Source organism: Streptomyces sp. DSM 116793, assembly GCF_057320905.1.
In genome coordinates this window covers 7,572,588-7,593,048 of record NZ_CM170494.1, presented here as the reverse complement: position 1 = coordinate 7,593,048, position 20,461 = coordinate 7,572,588, and the positions used below count along the sequence as shown (strand labels likewise).

At 72.5% G+C, this 20,461-nt stretch carries 15 protein-coding genes; 13 read left to right on the top strand and 2 right to left on the bottom strand.

Features of this window, described 5'->3' with window-relative positions:
* Positions 1-300: 300 nt before the first annotated feature.
* A complete protein-coding gene (locus tag ACSMXW_RS29800; protein ID WP_485800895.1) occupies positions 301-1,665 on the bottom strand; it encodes a radical SAM protein in 1,365 nt (454 codons plus the stop codon).
* Positions 1,666-1,971: 306 nt separating this feature from the next.
* Here ACSMXW_RS29800 and ACSMXW_RS29795 point away from each other — a divergent pair, with 306 nt between their 5' ends.
* Both ACSMXW_RS29795 and ACSMXW_RS29790 read left to right on the top strand, forming a co-directional pair.
* Positions 1,972-3,255, top strand: coding sequence for an FAD-binding protein (locus ACSMXW_RS29795; protein ID WP_485800893.1), 1,284 nt, complete (start codon positions 1,972-1,974; stop codon positions 3,253-3,255).
* Between the two features lie 56 nt (positions 3,256-3,311).
* The gene (locus ACSMXW_RS29790) at positions 3,312-6,302 is read left to right on the top strand and encodes a glycoside hydrolase family 2 TIM barrel-domain containing protein (RefSeq protein WP_485800892.1); all 2,991 of its coding nucleotides are present in this window, start codon (positions 3,312-3,314) and stop codon (positions 6,300-6,302) included.
* A 278-nt stretch (positions 6,303-6,580) separates the two neighbouring features.
* On the opposite strand, the gene ACSMXW_RS29785 is transcribed toward ACSMXW_RS29790, so the two are convergent.
* Complete coding sequence (locus ACSMXW_RS29785; protein ID WP_485800890.1) at positions 6,581-7,762, bottom strand: YihY/virulence factor BrkB family protein; 1,182 nt, start codon at positions 7,760-7,762, stop codon at positions 6,581-6,583.
* A gap of 17 nt (positions 7,763-7,779) precedes the next feature.
* On the opposite strand from ACSMXW_RS29785, the gene ACSMXW_RS29780 reads away from it, so the two are divergent.
* The 11 genes from ACSMXW_RS29780 to ACSMXW_RS29730 all read left to right on the top strand — a co-directional run bounded on the left by ACSMXW_RS29780 (position 7,780) and on the right by ACSMXW_RS29730 (position 20,414).
* Positions 7,780-9,429 (top strand): acyl-CoA dehydrogenase family protein, encoded by a 1,650-nt coding sequence (locus tag ACSMXW_RS29780; protein ID WP_485800889.1) that lies wholly within the window; start codon positions 7,780-7,782, stop codon positions 9,427-9,429.
* A 586-nt stretch (positions 9,430-10,015) separates the two neighbouring features.
* Entirely contained in the window at positions 10,016-11,335 is a 1,320-nt protein-coding gene (locus ACSMXW_RS29775) for a GAF domain-containing protein (protein WP_485800888.1), read from the top strand.
* A gap of 427 nt (positions 11,336-11,762) precedes the next feature.
* Positions 11,763-13,460: a nitrite/sulfite reductase gene (locus ACSMXW_RS29770; RefSeq protein WP_485800886.1), complete on the top strand. Its 1,698-nt coding sequence runs from the start codon at positions 11,763-11,765 to the stop codon at positions 13,458-13,460.
* Positions 13,457-13,639, top strand: coding sequence for a hypothetical protein (locus ACSMXW_RS29765; protein WP_485800884.1), 183 nt, complete (start codon positions 13,457-13,459; stop codon positions 13,637-13,639). Before ACSMXW_RS29770 ends, ACSMXW_RS29765 begins: the two co-directional genes overlap by 4 nt.
* Positions 13,636-14,349 carry a phosphoadenylyl-sulfate reductase gene (locus tag ACSMXW_RS29760; protein ID WP_485800882.1) on the top strand — a complete coding sequence of 238 codons (714 nt, stop codon included), beginning with the start codon at positions 13,636-13,638 and terminating at the stop codon, positions 14,347-14,349. Before ACSMXW_RS29765 ends, ACSMXW_RS29760 begins: the two co-directional genes overlap by 4 nt.
* On the top strand, positions 14,346-14,915 hold the full coding sequence (gene cysC, locus ACSMXW_RS29755) for an adenylyl-sulfate kinase (protein ID WP_485800880.1): 570 nt from the start codon (positions 14,346-14,348) through the stop codon (positions 14,913-14,915). Before ACSMXW_RS29760 ends, cysC begins: the two co-directional genes overlap by 4 nt.
* Before the next feature lie 34 nt (positions 14,916-14,949).
* Entirely contained in the window at positions 14,950-15,876 is a 927-nt protein-coding gene (gene cysD / locus ACSMXW_RS29750; protein WP_485800879.1) for a sulfate adenylyltransferase subunit CysD, read from the top strand.
* A 2-nt stretch (positions 15,877-15,878) separates the two neighbouring features.
* On the top strand, positions 15,879-17,213 hold the full coding sequence (locus tag ACSMXW_RS29745) for a sulfate adenylyltransferase subunit 1 (protein WP_485800878.1): 1,335 nt from the start codon (positions 15,879-15,881) through the stop codon (positions 17,211-17,213).
* A gap of 288 nt (positions 17,214-17,501) precedes the next feature.
* Positions 17,502-18,641, top strand: coding sequence for an ABC transporter substrate-binding protein (locus tag ACSMXW_RS29740; protein WP_485800876.1), 1,140 nt, complete (start codon positions 17,502-17,504; stop codon positions 18,639-18,641).
* A 113-nt stretch (positions 18,642-18,754) separates the two neighbouring features.
* A complete protein-coding gene (locus tag ACSMXW_RS29735) occupies positions 18,755-19,501 on the top strand; it encodes an ABC transporter ATP-binding protein (RefSeq protein WP_485808400.1) in 747 nt (248 codons plus the stop codon).
* Positions 19,488-20,414, top strand: a complete 927-nt coding sequence (locus tag ACSMXW_RS29730; RefSeq protein WP_485800874.1) for an ABC transporter permease — start codon at positions 19,488-19,490, stop codon at positions 20,412-20,414. Before ACSMXW_RS29735 ends, ACSMXW_RS29730 begins: the two co-directional genes overlap by 14 nt.
* The last annotated feature ends 47 nt before the right edge of the window (positions 20,415-20,461 follow it).

Below are 20,461 nucleotides of genomic sequence, written 5' to 3'. Positions count from 1 at the left end.
GCGCTGCGGTGGCTGAGCGGTGCTCAGGCAGCGCGAGGAGGTCGGCCGGGGGCCACGGGAGTGGACGGGATGTACTTCGGGATGCGGGCAGCGCCCATCGCAACGACAGCCATCGGTCACACCTCCCGTCCTGCACTCGGTCTTCGGATCACGCCCGGCGCGGCGGCCGTCGGCCACCGCGCGGAACGCACGCAATGTAGCCCGGCGGCGCGGTGCCGGGCCACCGGTTTTCCGGTGCCTCGCAGGGGCCCCGCCGGGGGCCGGCCGGTGGCCCGGCCGCGGCCCGGCCGGGGCTCCGGTTCAGCCGGTGGCCGCCTGCTCGTCGTGCGGCAGGCTGTCCATGAAGGAGCTGACCGAGAACACCGCGCGCCCCGCGCCGGGCGGGCCGTATCCGGGCGGGGAGGACAGGCCGTACTCGTCCATGGTCGCGCGGTAGGCCTGCAGCAGGCGGATGTGGTACTCCAGCGGCGCGCCCTGCGGGTTGGCCTTGCCCAGCGGGGTGGTCGGCTCGGGGCACCAGGTGGTGAAGCGGGGCGTGATGCCGCGGGACATGAAGAACCTGAGACCCTCGGTGGTGGACTCGATCGCCTCGTCGACGGTGGTGAAGCCGAACGGCTCGGCCATCTCGACGCCGGCCACGAAGTTGGGGATGACGTTGCGCGGCCCGAACACCTCGGCGGAGTCCAGGATGCGGCGGTGCCACTCGTCGCGGCCGATGTAGCGCTCCTTGCCGGGGCAGTACAGCTCGAAGAGGCGGCGGTCCCACACCTCGAAGTTGGGGTGGTAGATCTGCACGCCGTAGTCCTTGAAACGCTGCACGTCCGCCTTCGGCAGCGCCTGGGCGACGACCTTGCCGATCCAGCGGCCGGGGAAGCGCTCCTCGATGGCCTGCGCGTACTGGCCGTAGAACGCGGCCTCGTCCTTGCCGCCGATGTGGGACGTGATGGCGCCGCCGGTGAGGGTGTAGGCGGTGGACGCCTTCGCCGTGTCGTACCGGTCGATGATCTCCAGTGCCTCCAGCACCTCCTCGACGGGCTTCACGCCGGTGTAGGGGCGGCCCGCGGCCTTGTGCTGGCGCCAGTTGTGATTGATGTCGCAGTACTGGCACTCCTCCTTGGCGCCGAAGTACTGGCAGACCCGGAAGACGGTCAGGTAGATCAGGTACCCCCACTGGATGGTCGGGGCGACCTCCATCACCGACTTCCCGTTGGCGAGGGTGTGCCGGTAGTAATCCGGCATCGGGGGCACCCCGACGTCGGCGATCCGGCGGCCGTCCAGGTAGAGCCCGAGCATGCCGTCGTCGGCGGCGGCCACGCGGTAGGGCGAGGACGGGTTCACCCGTACCGACACCACGGTGCGGCGCAGCTCGTACGGGCCGCCGGTGAGGACGATCTCCTCGGGCGGGCGGCGCAGGGCGGCTTCGCCGAGTTCGGGGAGGGTGCCGTGGTCGAAGGAGAAGATGAAGTACGACTTGGGCTTGACCTCGCCGTTCTCGTTGTCGCTGAGCGCGGAGTCGTCGAATGCGACGCCGCCGCGCAGCAGGTCCTCCTTCAGGACGGCCTCGCGGGGCACCCCGGGGAACCGCTCCATCAGGCCCTCGACCAGTGCGGTGCGGCGCTCCGGCTCTGTCGGTGACGTCTGCGGCCCCGTGTCCGTGACACTCATCGCTTCTCCTCGCTGCTGCGGTGTGCGCGGTCCTTGCTCACGCCCGCGCACGCCTCTCACGGTATGCCCCCGCTTCCGGTGCCCCGGGACCCACCACCGGCCGGTGGTCCGGCTGTGACAGAGACAGCCCCCTTCGGGACGGTGACGACCCGCAGGGTCGCGTCGTGGCTGGGCGCGCGGTTCCCCGCGCCCCCGAGGTGGGCCGGGGCTCGGGCGCAGCCCGCGTACCCGTTGGGGGCCCCAGTGGCGGAGAATGGCGCCGAACCACGCGCACCGACGTGCGCACCGTCTCACCGAGGGGCTTCGATGACCGACGGCATACGGGCCGTGACGAACTGGGCGGGCAACATCACGTTCTCCGCACACGAGGTGACCGCACCCGGCTCGTTCGGCGCACTGCGCGAACTGGTGGCGGCGAGCAGACGGGTCCGCGTCCTGGGCAGCGGGCACTCGTTCAACGAGATCGCGGACACGGACGGCGTCCTGCTGTCGCTCGCCGCGCTGCCGCCCGAGATCGACGTGGACACCACGGCGCGCACGGTCCGGGTGTCGGGCGGCGTGCGCTACGCGGAGCTGGCCCGCCGGGTGCACGCGCAGGGCCTCGCCCTGCACAACATGGCCTCGCTGCCGCACATCTCCGTCGCGGGCTCCGTGGCCACCGGCACGCACGGCTCCGGCATCGCCAACGGCTCCCTGGCCTCGGCCGTCCGCGAGGTGGAGATGGTCGCGGCGGACGGCTCGATGCTCACGCTGCGCCGCGGCGAGGACCGCTTCGACGGCGCCGTGGTCTCCCTCGGCGCGCTCGGCGTGGTGACGGCCCTCACGCTCGACCTGGAACCGGCTTACGAGATGCGCCAGCACGTCTTCACCGGGCTGCCGCTGGCGGACCTGGACTTCGAGGCGGTGTCGTCGGCCGCGTACAGCGTGAGCCTGTTCACGGACTGGCGCGCGCCCCGCTTCAACCAGGTGTGGCTGAAGCAGCGCCTTGATGGTGCCGGCGGCGCGGGGGCCGGAGGGACACCGCCGCCCGACTTCCCCTGGGCGCCGCCCGCGACCGAGCCGCAGCACCCGGTGCCGGGCATGCCCGCGGAGAACTGCACCCCGCAGCTCGGCGCCGTCGGCCCCTGGCACGAGCGGCTGCCGCACTTCCGCGCCGAGTTCATGCCGAGCAGCGGCGCCGAGTTGCAGTCCGAGTACCTGCTGCCCCGCCCGCACGCCCTGGCCGCGCTCCACGCCCTGGACGGCATCCGCGAGACGCTGGCACCGGTGCTGCAGATCTGCGAGGTGCGCACCGTCGCCGCCGACCGCCAGTGGCTCAGCCCGGCGTACGGACGCGACACCGTCGCCCTGCACTTCACCTGGGTGAAGGACACCGCCGCCGTGCTGCCCGTCGTCGCGGAGGTGGAGGAGATCCTGGCGCCCTTCGACGCCCGGCCGCACTGGGGCAAGGTCTTCACCCTCGCCCCGGAGGTGCTCGCCGTCCGTTACCAGCGGCTCGGTGACTTCGCCGCGCTCGCCACCGCGCTCGACCCGTCCGGGACGTTCCGGAACCCGTTCGTGGCGGGAATCCTGTCGGCGCCGGGGGCTTGATCCGCCCGTCCCGCTCGGGTGGGGTGGTGGCGTCACTGAGCAGAACGAGGAGACCGATGGCCATCCCGCACGACACCGTCTCTGCCGCCCCCGGGGCCTCTCCCGGCCCCGGGGGCACCCGTTCCGACGACACCCCCCGCACCCCCGCGCTCCCCTACCACGAGGACGTCACGCCCGGCCGCGGCTGTCTGCCGCCGCGCGCCTGGTACACCGGTTCCGACGCCGCCGTCCTCTCCCTCGCCGGCACCTGGCGCTTCCGGCTCGCGGCCGCCGCCGACGCCCACGGCACCGCGTTCGCCGAGCCGGGACACGAGGCCTTTGGCTGGTCCACCGTCACCGTGCCCGGCCACTGGGTGCTCCAGGGCGACGGCGCGTTCGGCGCCCCCGCCTACACCAACACGGACTACCCGTTCCCGGTGGACCCGCCCCGCGTGCCCACCGCCAATCCGACCGGTGACCACCTGCGCACCTTCGACCTGCCCGAGGACTGGCCGGAGGGGCCCGCGGTGCTCAGGTTCGAGGGCGTCGAGTCCTGTGCGCGGGTCTGGCTCAACGGCACGGAGCTGGGTGAGTTCAAGGGCTCCCGGCTGCCGCACGAGTTCGCGGTCGGCGCGCTGCTGAAGCCGGCGGGCAACGTGCTCGCGGTCCGGGTCCACCAGTGGTCGTCCGGGTCGTACCTGGAGGACCAGGACCAGTGGTGGCTGCCCGGCATCTTCCGGGACGTGACACTGCTGCACCGGCCGGACGGCACGGAGGCCGACTTCTTCGCGCACGCCTCCTACGACCACCGCTCGGGCACCGGCACGCTGCGCGTGGACGCCACCGTCCCGGGCCGGGTCACCGTCCCCGAGCTGGGCGTGGACTGCGCGGCCGGGGAGAGCGTGACGGTGCCGGTGCGGCCCTGGACGGCCGAGACGCCGGTGCTGTACGACGGCGAGCTGGCCACCGCGGGCGAGCGGATCCCGCTGCGGCTCGGTTTCCGTACGGTGGCCGTCGAGGACGGCGTGGTCAAGGTCAACGGCCGGCGGATCCTGCTGCGCGGCGTCAACCGCCACGAGTTCCACCCGGACACCGGGCGGGCCGTGGACGCGGACACCATGCGCCGTGACGTGCTGCTGATGAAGCAGCACAACATCAACGCCGTCCGCACCTCGCACTACCCGCCGCACCCGGCGTTCCTGGCGCTCTGCGACGAGCTGGGCCTGTGGGTGATCGACGAGTGCGACCTGGAGACGCACGGCTTCGGCCGGGACGGCTGGCGGCGCAACCCGGTCGACGACGAGCGCTGGACCCCGGCCCTGCTGGACCGCGCGGCACGGATGGTGGAGCGCGACAAGAACCACCCGAGCGTGATCTTCTGGTCGCTCGGCAACGAGTGCGGCAGCGGCGCGGGCCTGACCGCGATGGCCGACTGGATCCGGGGGCGCGACCCGGACCGGCTGCTGCACTACGAGGGCGACCGGTCCAGCAAGGACACCGACGTCTACTCGCGGATGTACGCGGACCACGCCGAGGTCGACGAGATCGGCCGGCGCGCCGACGAGGGGCCCGAGCGGCGCCGCCGCCTGCCGTTCATCCTCTGCGAGTACGCGCACGCCATGGGCAACGGCCCGGGCGGCCTCCTGGAGTACCAGCGGCTCTTCGAGCGGTATCCGCGCTGCCAGGGCGGCTTCGTCTGGGAGTGGATCGACCACGGCCTGACCCATCCGCGGTTCGGGTACGCCTACGGCGGCGACTTCGGCGAGGAGGTGCACGACGGCAACTTCGTCTGCGACGGCCTCCTCTTCCCCGACCGCACCCCGTCCCCCGGCCTCGTCGAGTACAAGAAGGTGATCGAGCCGGTCCGCATCGACGGCGGCGGGGCACCCGGCACCGTCCGGATCGTCAACGGCCACGACTTCGCCGACCTGTCCCACCTCGCGTTCACCTGGTCGTACGAGGTCGACGGGGAGAGCGTGGCGAGCGGCGACCTGAAGGTGCCCCCGCTCCTGCCGGACGAGGGCGCCGAGTGCCCGCTGCCCCCGGTGCCCGCCGCGGCGCCCGCGGACGGCGGCGGCGAACGGCACTGGACGGTGACGGCCCGGCTCGCCCAGGACACCCCCTGGGCCGCCCGGGGCCACACGGTCGCCTGGGGCCAGCTCACCGCGGCCCCGCGGGCGGCCCTGGCCCCGGCGCGCGGCGCCCGCCCCGTCCGGACCACCGCCGCGGACGACGGCCGCGACCTGCTCACCCTCGGCCCCGCCGCCTTCGACGCCCGCACGGGCAGCCTGCTGCGGATCGGTGACACGCCCGTCGACGCCCTGTGCCTGGACGTCTGGCGGGCACCCACCGACAACGACGACGGCTCCCCCGGCGGCCCGCCCGCCACCCGCCTCGGGACGCTCTGGCGCCGCCTCGGCCTGCACCGCGTGCAGCACCGGCTGGACGGCGTGAGCACCGACGAAGGACCGGACGCCGCCCTCGTCGTACGGACCCGGGTGGCACCCGCGGCGACCCAGCTGGGCCTGGCCACCGAGTACCGCTGGACCGCGGACGACGACGCCCTCACCCTCACCGTCTCCGTCACCCCCGAGGGCGACTGGCGGGTGCCGCTGCCGCGGCTGGGGATCCGGTTCGGGATCCCCGCGGCGTACGAACGGGTGAGCTGGTTCGGCGGCGGCCCCGGCGAGGCGTACCCGGACACCCGCACGGCCGCACGGCTCGGCCGCCACACGGCCACCGTCGACGCGCTCCAGACGCCGTACGTGCACCCGCAGGAGAACGGCGCGCGCCTGGACGTCCGCTGGGTGGAGTTCACCGGCGCCCCCGGCACCCTCCGGGTGGCGGCCGAGCCCACCTGCTCCTTCACCGCCCGCCGCTGGACCACCCAGTCCCTGGACGCGGCCCGCCACCGCACGGACCTCACCCCCGGCCCCACTCTCTGGATCAACCTGGACCACGCCCAGCAGGGCATCGGCAGCCAGTCCTGCGGCCCCGGCGTGCTGCCCCCGTACGAACTCAGGGCGGAGCGGAGGGAGTTCTCGTTCACCTGGTCACTGAGGGGCTGACCCGGTCATGAAGCCCTCCCGCGCCTGACGGACGAAGCCGCACCACTCCAAGCCGGTCTCGGGGTGCATCCCAGGTCTTCACGGCACTGGGCGAGTCGAGGACGAGCCGAAGGCGACGCAACAAGCCGGTCCGGCGCTTGAGGACGGGCCCGAAGGGCGACGAACAAGCCCGTCCGGGGGTACCTCCCAGGCCCTCAAGACACTGGGGGAGCTTGAGGACGAGCCCGAAGGGCCATCGAAGGGGGGCCTGGGGGGACACCCCCAGACCTCCCCACCCCCTAGGAGTCGGGCCGCCCCTTGGGCCGACTCCGCCGCGCATGCGTCCGCAACCGCGAGGTGACATCCTCCGGCGGCAGGAACCTGGACCAGCGCTCGGGGAACTCCGAGGGCATCGACACCATCCCCTCGGCCCCGTCCTCCGCGGACTCCCCCTCCTCGGTGGACTCCCCGTCACCGCTCAGCGCCCGGTGCGCGGCCCACCAGGCGCGGTACTCGGCACTGAGCGCCGCCCGCGCCCGGTCCTGCGCGGCGCGGGCCGCCGCCGTGGCGACCGACGGCCAGACCCGGTCGAGCGCGGCGTTCACGGCGGCGCCCACGAGCACGGCGAACGCCGAGACGCCGATCCACAGCAGCACGGCGACGGGCGCGGCGAGCGACCCGTAGATGGTGGGGCCCTCGACCGTGTTGGTGAGGTAGATCCGCAGCAGGAAGCTGCCGAGCACCCACATGGCGAGGGCGACCAGCGCGCCGGGCATGTCCTCCACCCAGGCCGAGCGCACCGGCACGGAGACGTGGTACAGCGTCGTCAGGAAGACGATCGACAGGAGGATCACGACCGGCCAGTACAGGACCCGCACCACCGTGGTGGACCACGGCACCACCTGCACGACCGCGTCGGGGCCCGCCACCATCAGCGGCAGGGCGACCGAGCCGATCAGCAGCGCGACGACGAAGAGGCCGAAGGAGAGCAGCCGGGTCTTCACGATGCCGCGGGTGCCGTCCAGGCCGTACATGACGGTGATGGTGTCGACGAAGACGTTCACCGCGCGGGAGCCCGACCAGAGTGCGAAGACGAAGCCGATGGAGATGATGTCCGGCCTGCCGCCCTTGGTCACGTCGTCCAGCAGGGGCCTGGCGATCTGCCGGACGCCCTGCTCGGTCAGCACGGTCCGGGACGCCTCCAGGATGTTCTTCTCCAGGCCGGCGATGGTGTGGGCGCCGGTCCAGGCGTCCACGTAGCCGAGCAGGCCGATGAGGCTCAGCAGCAGCGGTGGGACCGAAAGCAGCGTGAAGAAGGCGGCCTCCGCGGCGAGGCCGAGGATGCGGTACTCCATACAGGAGTTGACGGTGTCCTTGAGCAGCAGCCAGGCGGTCCTGCGCATCGACATGTTCCGGTACAGCGCGCGAGCGCGGCCAAGTCGGCCGGACGGCTCTGCAGGTGTTTCATTTGCCTGGTGCACCTCCTTACCGTATCGGCATGGCAGCACCTACCCACACAGTGACCAACCAGGCTCCGCCCCTGGTCGGATATGACGTCTTCGCCGCGGACCGGCCCCTCGCCGAGGCCGTGGCCCGGCACCTCGATCCGGAGCTGGCCGAGCAGGCCGCGACGGAACTCTCCGAGCTGGGCCGCGCCGCCGGCTCGGCGCAGGCGCAGGAGTGGGGGGCGCTCGCCAACGAATACCCGCCGAGGCTGCGCACCCACGACCGCTACGGCAACCGGATCGACGAGGTCGAGTTCCACCCGGCCTGGCACCGGCTGCTCGCCAAGGGCACCGCGGCCGGCCTGACCGCGGCCTGGACACGGCCCGGCGGGCATGTGCGGCGGTCGGCCGCCTTCGTGGTGTGGTCGCAGGTCGAGGCGGGACACGGCTGCCCGCTGTCGATGACGCACGCCGCGGTGCCCGCGCTGCGCGCCGAGCCGGAGCTGGCCGCCGAGTGGGAGCCCCGGCTGACCTCGATGATCTACGACGAGGGGCTGCGGCCCGCGGCGGAGAAGGCCGGCGCGCTGTTCGGGATGGGCATGACGGAGAAGCAGGGCGGCAGCGACGTGCGGGCCAACACGACCCGCGCGGAGCCGCTGGCCGCTGCGGGCGAGTACCTGCTGACGGGGCACAAGTGGTTCTGCTCGGCGCCGATGTCGGACGGTTTCCTGGTGCTGGCGCAGGCGGAGCCCGGCGCGGGTCAGGGCGGCCTGACGTGCTTCCTGGTGCCGCGGGTGCTGCCGGACGGCGAGCGGAACGTCTTCCGGATCCAGCGGCTCAAGGACAAGCTGGGCAACCGCTCGAACGCGTCCGCGGAGGTCGAGTTCGACGGCACGTGGGCGCGCCGGGTGGGCGAGGAGGGCCGGGGCGTGCGCACCATCATCGACATGGTCGCGGCCACCCGCCTGGACTGTGTGCTGGGCTCCGCGGCGCTGATGCGGCAGGCGGTCGCGCAGGCCGTGCACCACTGCGCGCACCGCCAGGCGTTCGGCGGCAAGCTGATCGACAAGCCGCTGATGCGGAACGTGCTGGCCGACCTGGCCCTGGAGTCCGAGGCGGCGACGACGCTCGGCATGCGCCTGGCGGCCGCCTACGACAGCTCCGAGCCGCACGACAGGCACCTGCTGCGGATCGCCGTGCCGGCCGCCAAGTACTGGGTGACCAAGCGCTGCACGCCGCTGGTCGCGGAGGCGCTGGAGTGCCTGGGCGGGAACGGCTACGTGGAGGAGTCCGGCATGCCGCGCCTGCTCCGCGAGTCGCCGCTGAACTCGATCTGGGAGGGCTCCGGCAACGTCCAGGCGCTGGATGTGCTGCGGGCCATGCAGCGTGAGCCGGAGGCGCTGAACGCGTTCCTGGAGGAGGTCGGCAGGGCGCGGGGCGCGGACCACCGGCTGGACGGCGCGACCAAGGACCTGCTGACCGAGCTGGGCGACCTGGAGAACGTGGAGGCGCGGGCCCGCCGGCTGGTGGAGCGCATGGCCCTGATCCTCCAGGGCTCCCTGCTGGTCCGCTTCGCGCCCCCGGAGGTCGCCGACGCCTTCTGCGCCTCCCGCCTGGGCCGCGACCACGGCACGGCCTTCGGCACCCTCCCTCCCACCCTCCCCCTCCCGGCGTTGGTGACCCGCGCCGACCCCGCCGCATAGGCCCAACCGACCGGACACGTCCCCCACTGGAAGACCACACGCAGGTCGACTCCGCCCACCGTGCAGGACACGCCGATCAGGCCCGCCCGTCACGTGCAGGCCCACCCGTCACGGGAAGGACAGGCCGCACCGATCGAGCCCGTCCGGCGATCGAGGACGAGCGCGAAGCGCGACGAATCAAGCCCGTCCGGCGCCTGAGGACAGAGACCCGCAGGGGAAACGCACGGGCGCAGGGCGCGCAGGGAACCGCCCACAAGAAGCCACATGGGGTGGTGCCGCATAGGGGTGGTGCCGCGCCGACACGGCACCACCCCCACGCCCCCGCTCCGGCACGGGGCATCCGCACGGAGACCCGAACGGAGACCCGAACGGAGCGAAGCAGAACGGCCGCCCAAGGCGGCATACCGTCAGCTTCATCGACCCCCGCCCCACCCGCCAGGGTTGCAAAAGGTTGCAACTCGTCCATCCCCACTGCCGAAAACCAGCAGATCCCGCCCCCACGAGAGCGGGACGATGGACGCCGGACAGACCGCCGTACACCGGCCGCGCCCCGCACGGGGGCCATGGGCGTCAAGGGGAGGGCCACGTGGCACAGGCACAGCACATCGATCCGACCGGGCTCACCGGCCCGGACGCCGGCCGGGCCGCACGCCTGCTGAAGGAGGCCCGCGCCGCCGCGCTCTCCGGCCGCCGCACCCGGCCGGCGCCCCGCCCGGTGATCGGCGAGTCCTGGGCCCGCACGATCCGCGGCGGGGTGGACCCGGAGCACGGCCCGCACGCGGCGCTGCTGCCCCTGGACGAGCTGGAGCGGCGCCGCAGACGCTCCCCGCTGGGCGAGGTGCTCCCGGTGCTCCGCGAGTGCCTGCTGTCGGTGGCGGACTCGGCGCAGCACATCATGGCCGTCTGCGACACGGAGGGCAGGGTGCTGTGGCGGGAGGGCAGCACCGCGGTGCTGCGGATGGCCGACGGCATCGGCCTCGAGGTCGGCGCCGACTGGCGTGAGACGGTCGTCGGCACCAACGGCATCGGCACCCCACTCGTGGTGCGCCGCCCGGTGCAGGTGTTCTCGGCCGAGCACTTCGTCCGCAGTCTGCACCCGCTGAACTGCGCCGGGGCCCCGATCACCGACCCGCGGGACGGCAGGCTGCTGGGGGTGGTGGACATCAGCGGCCCGGTCGACAGCCCGCACCCGGCGATGCTGGCGCTGGTCGGCGCGGTGGCGAAGCTGGCGGAGGCCCGGCTGCGGGAGCGGCACGCGGTGGCGCTGGACCGGCTGCGGACGGTCGCGGCCCCGCTGCTGGCGCGGCTGCGCGGCCGGGCCCTGGCGGTGGACAGGGACGGCTGGACGGCCGCGGTGACGGGCATGGCCCCGGTGGACCGCGTGACGCTGCCCAGGTCCTTCGGGGCGGGACGCAGCCGGCTGCCGGCACTCGGCACGTGCCTGGTGGAGCCGCTGCCCGGCGGCTGGCTGGTGCGGGTGGAGACCGGGCGGGAGCGGCTGGACGCCGCACGGGTGGTGCTGGACCTGCGCGGCCCGCGGTGCTGGTGGGTGACCGTCTCGGGCAGTGCGGGCGAGTGGACGCACGAGCTGAGCCCGCGCCACGCCGAGCTGCTGTACCTGCTGGCGGCGCACCCCACCGGGCGCACCGCCGCCGAACTGGCCGCGGACCTGTTCGGGGACAGGGCGCGGACGGTCACGGTGCGGGCGGAGCTGTCCCGGATCCGGCGCTACCTGACCTGCCTGCTGGAGCACCGCCCGTACCGGTTCCGCGAGGACAGCGAGGTGGGGCTGCTGCTGCCGGACCGCCCGGCGGACCTGCTGCCGCACTCGACGGCGCTCACGGTGCGCAGGGCCCGGGCGGCCGGCCCTCCGGGCGGACGACGGGAGTGTGCCGACAGGACCTAGGCTCCCACCGGCCCCATGAGCCCCCGGCCCCCTGTGGCGCACACCACACCGGCGCCGTCACGCCCCCGCCGATGCCGCCCGATTGTCCGCGATCCGAGACAAGGTCGTCCGGATCGCGGACAAAGGTGGACTGTCCCGAGATCTCCATGCCAACCTTCCCTCATGTCTGGAGCTGGAATTGTCTTGGTGTGCCGGCGGCACGTCGACCTCGGCCGCACGTCCAGCGCCATCTGTCCGGCGGGCTGACAGTCGCAGCACCGCCGATTTCCCCGTGTCCGTGTGACACCCCGCTTTCCCAGACCACTGCGCAGCGCCGCGCCCGTATGCCCGCACTGAGGGCACCACCCCCGCCCCTCAGGCGGCGGGGCGCCGCAGTGCCCGTATGCGCAGGTCAGAGCCGCCTGCCTGTCCCAAAGGACGTACCACCATGGCTGCCACCCCACGCAAGCCCGCCGCTGCCACGCCGCGCCGCAAGGCGACCCGCCACCGTGGTGAGGGCCAGTGGGCCAAGGGCCACTTCACGCCGCTCAACGCCAACGAGCAGTCGAAGAAGGACGACGACGGTCTCAATGTGCGGACACGCATTGAGACGATCTACTCCAAGACGGGCTTCGACTCCATCGACGGCGCGGACCTGCGCGGCCGGATGCGCTGGTGGGGCCTCTACACCCAGCGCAAGCCCGGGATCGAGGGCGGCAAGACGGCGATCCTGGAGCCGGAGGAGCTGGACGACCGGTACTTCATGATGCGGGTCCGCATCGACGGCGGGCGGCTGACCACCGAGCAGCTGAGGGTCGTCGGCGAGATCTCCGCGGAGTTCGCCCGCGGCACCGCCGACATCACCGACCGGCAGAACATCCAGTTGCACTGGATCCGCATCGAGGACGTGCCGGAGATCTGGCGGCGCCTGGAGGACGTGGGCCTGTCCACCACCGAGGCCTGCGGTGACGTGCCGCGGGTGATCCTCGGCTCCCCGGTCGCGGGCATCGCCGAGGACGAGATCGTCGACGGCACCCCGGCGATCGAGGAGATCCACCGCCGCGTCATCGGCAACCCCGCGTACTCGAACCTCCCCCGCAAGTTCAAGACCGCGGTCTCCGGCTCCCCGCTGCTGGACGTGGCCCACGAGATCAACGACGTGGCGTTCGTCGGCGTCGACCACCCCGAGCACGGGCCCGGCTTCGACGTCTGGGTCGGCGGCGGCCTGTCCACCAACCCCCGGCTGGGGCAGCGGCTCGGCGCCTGGGTGCCGCTGGAGGAGGTCGCCGACGTCCACGAGGCGGTCGTCTCCGTCTTCCGTGACTACGGCTACCGCCGCCTGCGTACCCGCGCCCGCCTGAAGTTCCTGGTCGCCGACTGGGGCGTGGCGGAGTTCCGGCGGGTGCTGGAGGAGGAGTACCTGAAGCGGCCGCTGCTCGACGGCCCGGCGCCCGAGCAGCCGGTGGCGCGCTGGCGGGACCACGTGGGCGTGCACCGCCAGAAGGACGGCCGCTACTACGTCGGCTTCGCGCCGCGCGTCGGCCGCGTCGACGGCACCATGCTGACCAAGATCGCCGAGCTGGCCGAGGCGCACGGCTCGGGCCGGGTGCGCACCACCGCCGAGCAGAAGATGCTGGTGCTCGACGTCGCCGAGGAGCGCGTGGAGTCGCTGGTGGAGGGCCTTCAGGCGCTGGACCTGACCGTCCACCCCTCGCCGTTCAGGCGCGGCACCATGGCCTGCACCGGCATCGAGTTCTGCAAGCTGGCGATCGTCGAGACCAAGGCGCGCGGCGCCCAGCTCATCGACGAGCTGGAGCGGCGGCTGCCCGACTTCGACGAGCCCATCACCATCAACCTCAACGGCTGCCCGAACGCCTGCGCCCGTATCCAGGTCGCCGACATCGGCCTCAAGGGCCAGCTCGTGCTCGACGAGAGCGGCGAGCAGGTGGAGGGCTTCCAGGTGCACCTGGGCGGCGCCCTCGGCCTGGAGCCCGGCTTCGGCCGCAAGGTGCGGGGCCTGAAGGTCACCGCGAAGGAGCTGCCCGACTACGTCGAGCGCGTCCTGCGCCGGTACCAGGCGGAGCGCGCGGCCGGTGAGCGGTTCGCCACCTGGGCCGCACGCGCCGACGAGGAGGCCCTGTCATGAGCGAGCGAGCCGCGCCCTTCTACTGCCCGTACTGCGGTGACGAGGACCTGCGGCCCAGTGAGCAGGGCCACGGCGGCGCCTGGGAATGCGCGGCCTGCAATCGAGCCTTCCAACTGACGTTCCTCGGCCTGCTGGCCCGGGGACTTCAGCGCGACACGAGTGGAAGGAACGGATCATGACCACGGTCTCCGCTCAGGGGCGGGCCACCGAGGAGCTGAGGGAACTCGCCGAGCAGGCCGGACGCGACCTGGAGGAGGCGTCCGCCGCCGAGATCCTGGCCTGGGCCGCCGGCACGTTCGGCAGGCGCCTGTGCGTGACGTCCTCGATGGAGGACGCGGTGGTCTCCCACCTCGCCTCCCGTGCGCTGCCCGGCGTCGACGTCATCTTCCTGGACACCGGCTACCACTTCCCCGAGACCATCGGAACCCGCGACGCCGTCGCGACCGTCCTCGACGTCAACGTCATCACGCTCACGCCCCGCCAGACGGTGGCCGAGCAGGACGCCGAGTACGGTCCGCGGCTGCACGACCGCGACCCGGACCTGTGCTGCCGGCTGCGGAAGATCCAGCCGCTGGAGGAGGGCCTGAAGGGGTACGACGCGTGGGTCACCGGACTGCGCAGGGACGAGGCCCCCACCAGGGCGGGCACCCCCGTCGTGGGCTGGGACGAGAAGCGGCAGAAGGTGAAGGTCTCCCCCATCGCCCGCTGGACGCAGGAGGACGTCGATGCCTACATCGAGGAGCACGGTATGCTCACCAACCCGCTGCTGATGGACGGGTACGGTTCCATCGGCTGCGCGCCCTGCACCCGGCGGCTGCTCGCGGGTGAGGACGCCAGGGCCGGCCGCTGGGGAGGGCGCGCCAAGACCGAGTGCGGGTTGCACGGATGAGCCGGGACTCTCACGAACTCAGGGGGAAGCACGTGACCGGAGCCACCATTTGGCTCACGGGTCTGCCCAGTGCGGGCAAGACCACCATCGCCCGGGAACTCGCCGGGCGGCTGACGGACGAGGGGCACCGCGTGGAGGTGCTGGACGGCGACGAGATCCGCGAGTTCCTCTCCGCCGGCCTCGGCTTCAGCAGGGAGGACCGGCACACCAACGTGCAGCGCATCGGCTTCGTCGCCGAGCTGCTCGCCCGCCACGGGGTGAAGGTGCTGGTGCCGGTGATCGCGCCGTACGCGGACAGCCGCGAGGCGGTGCGCAAGCGCCACCAGAGCGAGGGCACGCCCTATGTGGAGGTGCACGTGGCCACCCCGGTGGAGGTGTGCTCGGCACGCGATGTGAAGGGGCTCTACGCCAAGCAGGCCGCGGGCGAGATCGCCGGCCTGACCGGCGTCGACGACCCCTACGAGGAACCCGAGTCGCCCGACCTGCGCATCGAGTCGCAGCACCAGACGGTGCGGGAGTCGGCGGCCGCGGTGCACGGGCTGCTCATGGAGAGGGGCCTGCTGTGAGGGTGCGCGCAGAGACGAGCGAGAGGGGTACGTCATGACCGCGGTCGCTCAGGAGACCGACAGCCCGTACGCGCTCAGCCACCTGGACGCGCTGGAGTCCGAGGCCGTGCACATCTTCCGGGAGGTGGCCGGCGAGTTCGAGCGCCCGGTGCTGCTGTTCTCGGGCGGCAAGGACTCCATCCTGATGCTGCACCTCGCGCTGAAGGCGTTCGCCCCGGCAGCCGTGCCGTTCGGGCTGCTGCACGTCGACACCGGCCACAACTTCCCGGAGGTGCTCGACTTCCGGGACCGCACCGTCGAACGGTACGGGCTCAGGCTGCACGTCGCCTCGGTGCAGGAGTACATCGACGCCGGCAAGCTGCGCGAGCGCCCGGACGGCACCCGCAACCCGCTGCAGACGCTGCCGCTGACCGAGGCCATCCGGCAGCACCGCTTCGACGCGGTGTTCGGCGGCGGGCGGCGCGACGAGGAGAAGGCCCGCGCCAAGGAGCGGGTGTTCTCGCTGCGGGACGAGTTCTCCCAGTGGGACCCGCGGCGTCAGCGCCCCGAGCTGTGGCAGCTCTACAACGGCCGGCACGCCCCCGGCGAGCACGTCCGCGTCTTCCCGCTCTCCAACTGGACCGAGCTGGACGTCTGGCAGTACATCGCCCGTGAGCAGGTGGAGCTGCCGTCCATCTACTTCGCCCACGAGCGCGAGGTCTTCAAGCGCGACGGCATGTGGCTGACCGCCGGCGAGTGGGGCGGCCCCAGGGACGGCGAGCCGGTGGAGAAGCGCAAGGTCCGCTACCGCACGGTCGGCGACATGTCCTGCACCGGCGCGGTGGACTCCGACGCCGACACGCTGGAGGCCGTCATCACGGAGATCGCCGCGTCCCGGCTCACCGAGCGCGGTGCGACCCGCGCGGACGACAAGCTCTCCGAGGCCGCCATGGAGGACCGCAAGCGCGAGGGGTACTTCTAGCCATGACCACCACGGACCACCTCGCCGACGTCTCGGCCACCACGCTGCTGCGGTTCGCCACCGCGGGCTCCGTCGACGACGGCAAGTCGACGCTGGTCGGGCGGCTGCTGCACGACAGCAAGTCCGTCCTCAGCGACCAGTTGGAGGCCGTCACACGCGTCTCGCAGGGCCGCGGTCAGGACGCCCCCGACCTGGCGCTGCTGACGGACGGGCTGCGGGCGGAGCGCGAGCAGGGCATCACCATCGATGTCGCCTACCGCTACTTCGCCACCCCGCGGCGCCGCTTCATCCTCGCCGACACGCCCGGCCATGTGCAGTACACCCGCAACATGGTCACCGGTGCCTCCACCGCGGAGCTGACCGTGATCCTCGTCGACGCCCGCAACGGCGTCGTCGAGCAGACCCGCCGGCATGCCGCCATCGCGGCGCTGCTGCGCGTCCCGCACGTGGTGCTCGCCGTCAACAAGATGGACCTGGTCGGCCACGAGGAGCGGGTCTTCGCGAGGATCGCCGAGGAGTTCACGGCCTACGCGCTCCAGCTGGGCGTGCCGGAGGTCACCGCGATCCCGATTTCGGCGCTGGCCGGCGACAACGTCGTGGAGCCGTCCGCGACGATGGACTGGTACGGCGGCCCGACGGTGCTGGAGCACCTGGAGACCGTGCCGGTCAGCCACGACCTGGCGCACTGCCACGCCCGCCTGCCGGTGCAGTACGTGATACGCCCGGGCACCGCAGAGCACCCCGACTACCGCGGCTACGCCGGCCAGATCGCCGCCGGCACGTTCCGCGTCGGCGAGCGGGTGACGGTGCTGCCGTCCGGGCGCACCTCCACCATCTCCGGCATCGACCTGCTCGGCACCCCGGTCGAGATCGCCTGGACGCCGCAGTCGGTGACGCTGCTCCTCGCGGACGACATCGACATCTCGCGCGGCGACCTCATCGTGCCCAGCGAGGACGCGCCGGCCACCACGCAGGACGTCGAGGCCACCGTCTGCCATGTCGCCGACCAGCCGCTGACCGAGGGCCAGCGGGTGCTGCTGAAGCACACCACCCGGACCGTCAAGGCGATCGTCAAGGAGATACCGTCCCGGCTGACGCTCGACGACCTCTCCCAGCACCCGCGGCCGGGCCGGCTGGTGGCCAACGACATCGGCCGGGTGAAGGTCCGCACCGCCGAGCCGCTGGCGCTCGACACGTACGAGGAGTCCCGCCGCACCGGTTCCTTCCTGCTGATCGACCCGGCCGACGGCACCACGCTCGCGGCCGGCATGGCGGGAGGCGCCTTCGCGGCGGAGCACACGGTCCCGGCCGAGGCCGACGACGGGTGGGACTTCTAGCCATGACGGCGATCGACGTCTTCTCGACGTTCGCGAAGGAGGGCGGACGCATCGGCAGCGGCGCCCTCGGCAGCGGACAGGGCGGAGTGGCGCGATGTGCGGGCTGACCGCCGCGCCCCTCTCCCACCGTCCCGGTGGTACGAGGGGCGCACCCAGCGTCCGCACCACCCCCCACCAGCTGCCGCCGCGTCGCCTGCGACGAAGACCTGACGATCACCCGGTCGCGTCCCGCCACCATCCCGTGCCACGAGGGACGTGAGCTCCGGGCCAACGAGAGGACACCCTCCCGTGCCTGCTTCCCTGCTCCGCGCGCGAACCCGCATCACCGGGGGATCGCCGCTCACCGCCCGCCGGGGCCGTGCCGCCACCGCGCTCGCCCTGCTGGCCCTCACGGCCACCGCCTGCGGCTACGGCTCCAAGGCCGACGAGGTCCCGCACGAGGCTCAGGCGCACGGCAAGAAGCTCTCCGCCGACACCGTCCGGATCGGCTACTTCCCCAATCTCACCCACGCCACGGCACTGGTGGGCGACGAGAAGGGCATCTTCCAGAAGGAACTGGGCGGCACCAAGGCCTCCTACGCGCAGTTCAACGCCGGCCCCTCGGAGATCGAGGCGCTGAACTCCGGCTCCATCGACATCGGATGGATCGGCCCCTCCCCCGCCATCAACGGCTACACCGCCTCACACGGCAAGAGCCTGAAGATCATCGCCGGGTCCGCGTCCGGCGGCGTGGAGCTGGTGGTCAACCCGAAGAAGATCAAGTCCCTGAAGGACGTCAAGGGCAAGAAGATCGCGACGCCGCAGCTCGGCAACACCCAGGACGTGGCGTTCCTCAACTGGATCGCGGAGCAGGGCTGGAAGGTCGACCCGGAGAGCGGCAAGGGCGATGTGTCCGTGGTGCGCACGGACAACAAGATCACGCCGGATGCCTACCGGTCCGGCTCGATCGACGGCGCCTGGGTGCCCGAGCCCACCGCGTCCAAGCTGGTCTCTCAGGGCGCGAAGGTACTGCTCGACGAGTCGACGCTGTGGCCGGACAAGAAGTTCGTGATCACGAACGTGGTCGTGTCGCAGAAGTTCCTGAAGGCCCACCCCGACGTCGTGGAGGCGGTGCTGCGCGGCTCTGTGCAGAGCAACGCGTACATATCCGCCCATCCCGAGGAGGCCAAGAAGGCCGCCAACGCCAAGTTGAAGCAGCTGTCCGGCAAGGCGCTCGAACCGAGCGTGCTGGACCCGGCATGGCGGTCCATCCGCTTCACCGACGACCCGCTGGCCTCGACGCTGAACGCCGAGGCGCAGCACGCGGTCAAGGCGGGACTGCTGCAGAAGCCCGACCTCAAGGGCATCTACGACCTCGCCCCGCTGAACAAGGTCCTGAAGGCCGAGGGCAGGTCGCCGGTCGGCGACGCGGGCCTCGGCGCCCGGTAAGTGAACCATCGCGCCTCCGTCGGCCGTCCCGGCCGGGGAGGACCCCGTCGTTTCCGAGGAGGTGCCCGACCGTGGCAACCGTGATCGCCAAGGCCGCCGATGGAGTCGACGCGATGGACCCCGCGGCGCGAATATCGCACGTCTCGAAGTCCTTCGAAGCGCCGGGCAGGCAGCACCTCGTCCTGGACGACATCACGCTCGACGTCGCGCCCGGCGAGTTCGTGACCCTGCTGGGCGCTTCGGGGTGCGGCAAGTCGACGCTGCTCAACCTGGTCGCAGGCCTGGACCGCCCGACGGCCGGCACGATCAGCACCCAGGGCCGGCCGGCGCTGATGTTCCAGGAGCACGCCCTCTTCCCGTGGCTGACCGCGGGAAAGAACATCGAGCTGGCGCTGAAGCTGCGCGGGGTGCCCAAGGCCCAGCGCCGGGCGAAGGCCGAGGAGCTTCTCGAACTGGTGCGGCTGACCGGCGCGCACCGCAAGCGGGTGCACGAGCTGTCCGGCGGGATGCGCCAGCGGGTGGCGCTGGCCCGGGCACTGGCCCAGGACAGCAGGCTGCTGCTGATGGACGAGCCGTTCGCGGCGCTGGACGCCATCACCCGGGACGTGCTGCACGACGAGCTGACCCGGATCTGGCGCGAGACCCGGCTCTCGGTGCTGTTCGTGACGCACAACGTCCGCGAGGCGGTCCGGCTCGCCCAGCGCGTGGTGCTGCTGTCGTCGCGGCCCGGCCGGGTGGCCCGGGAGTGGACCGTGGACATCGAGCAGCCGCGCCGTATCGAGGACGCCGCCGTGGCGGAGCTCTCCGTCGAGATCACCGAACAACTGCGTGGGGAGATCCGCCGCCATGGTCAGCACTGAGACGCACAAGGACCCCCAGGCCGCGCCGGAGCGGACCGCCACCACCGCGCGGGACGCGGGCGACCTCGCCGGCCTGGAGGCCGGCCTCGACGCGCTGGAGACCCGGCACACCGGGCGCGCCCCGCTGCGGCAGACCCTGGTGCGGAAGGTGCTGCCGCCGCTCACCGCGGTCGTGCTGGTGCTGGTGGTCTGGCAGATCCTGGTGTGGGCCAAGGTCACCGACAGCTACAAGCTGCCAGCGCCCTCCGCGGTGTGGGGCGAGGTGTCCGACGCCTGGCTCCAGGGGACGCTGCTCGGCTACATCTGGACCAGCGTCTCGCGCGGCCTGCTGGGCTTCCTGCTTGCGCTGGTGATCGGCACGCCGCTGGGGCTGCTGGTGGCCCGGGTGAGGTTCGTCCGGGCCGGCATCGGGCCGATCCTCTCCGGACTCCAGTCGCTACCGTCGGTGGCGTGGGTGCCGCCCGCGGTGATCTGGCTGGGTCTGGACGACTCGATGATGTACGCGGTGATCCTGCTGGGCGCGGTGCCGTCGATCGCGAACGGTCTCGTGTCCGGCGTCGACCAGGTGCCTCCGCTGTTCCTGCGGGCCGGCCGTACGCTGGGGGCGACGGGACTGCGCGGCACCCGGCACATCGTGATGCCCGCGGCGCTGCCCGGCTACCTGGCCGGCCTGAAGCAGGGCTGGGCGTTCTCGTGGCGCTCGCTGATGGCCGCCGAGATCATCGCCCAGTCGCCCGACCTGGGCATGGGCCTCGGCCAGCTCCTGGAGGCCGGCCGCACCAACAGCAGCATGCCGCAGGTGTTCCTCGCGATCCTGCTCATCCTGATCGTCGGTATCGCCATCGACCTGCTGATCTTCAGCCCGCTGGAGCGGTGGGTGCTGCGGAGCCGGGGGCTGCTGGTGAAGAACTGAGCGGGTTCCGGTCACGCGGCGCTCCGGCGCCCACAGAAACAGCGCCA

Coding starts and splice junctions, on each gene's coding strand:
- ACSMXW_RS29800 (WP_485800895.1), bottom strand. CDS start 1,665: ATGAGTGTCACGGACACGGGGCCGCAGACGTCACCGACAGAGCCGGAG.
- ACSMXW_RS29795 (WP_485800893.1), top strand. CDS start 1,972: ATGACCGACGGCATACGGGCCGTGACGAACTGGGCGGGCAACATCACG.
- ACSMXW_RS29790 (WP_485800892.1), top strand. CDS start 3,312: ATGGCCATCCCGCACGACACCGTCTCTGCCGCCCCCGGGGCCTCTCCC.
- ACSMXW_RS29780 (WP_485800889.1), top strand. CDS start 7,780: ATGGCAGCACCTACCCACACAGTGACCAACCAGGCTCCGCCCCTGGTC.
- ACSMXW_RS29770 (WP_485800886.1), top strand. CDS start 11,763: ATGGCTGCCACCCCACGCAAGCCCGCCGCTGCCACGCCGCGCCGCAAG.
- ACSMXW_RS29765 (WP_485800884.1), top strand. CDS start 13,457: ATGAGCGAGCGAGCCGCGCCCTTCTACTGCCCGTACTGCGGTGACGAG.
- ACSMXW_RS29760 (WP_485800882.1), top strand. CDS start 13,636: ATGACCACGGTCTCCGCTCAGGGGCGGGCCACCGAGGAGCTGAGGGAA.
- cysC (WP_485800880.1), top strand. CDS start 14,346: ATGAGCCGGGACTCTCACGAACTCAGGGGGAAGCACGTGACCGGAGCC.
- cysD (WP_485800879.1), top strand. CDS start 14,950: ATGACCGCGGTCGCTCAGGAGACCGACAGCCCGTACGCGCTCAGCCAC.
- ACSMXW_RS29745 (WP_485800878.1), top strand. CDS start 15,879: ATGACCACCACGGACCACCTCGCCGACGTCTCGGCCACCACGCTGCTG.
- ACSMXW_RS29735 (WP_485808400.1), top strand. CDS start 18,755: ATGGACCCCGCGGCGCGAATATCGCACGTCTCGAAGTCCTTCGAAGCG.
- ACSMXW_RS29730 (WP_485800874.1), top strand. CDS start 19,488: ATGGTCAGCACTGAGACGCACAAGGACCCCCAGGCCGCGCCGGAGCGG.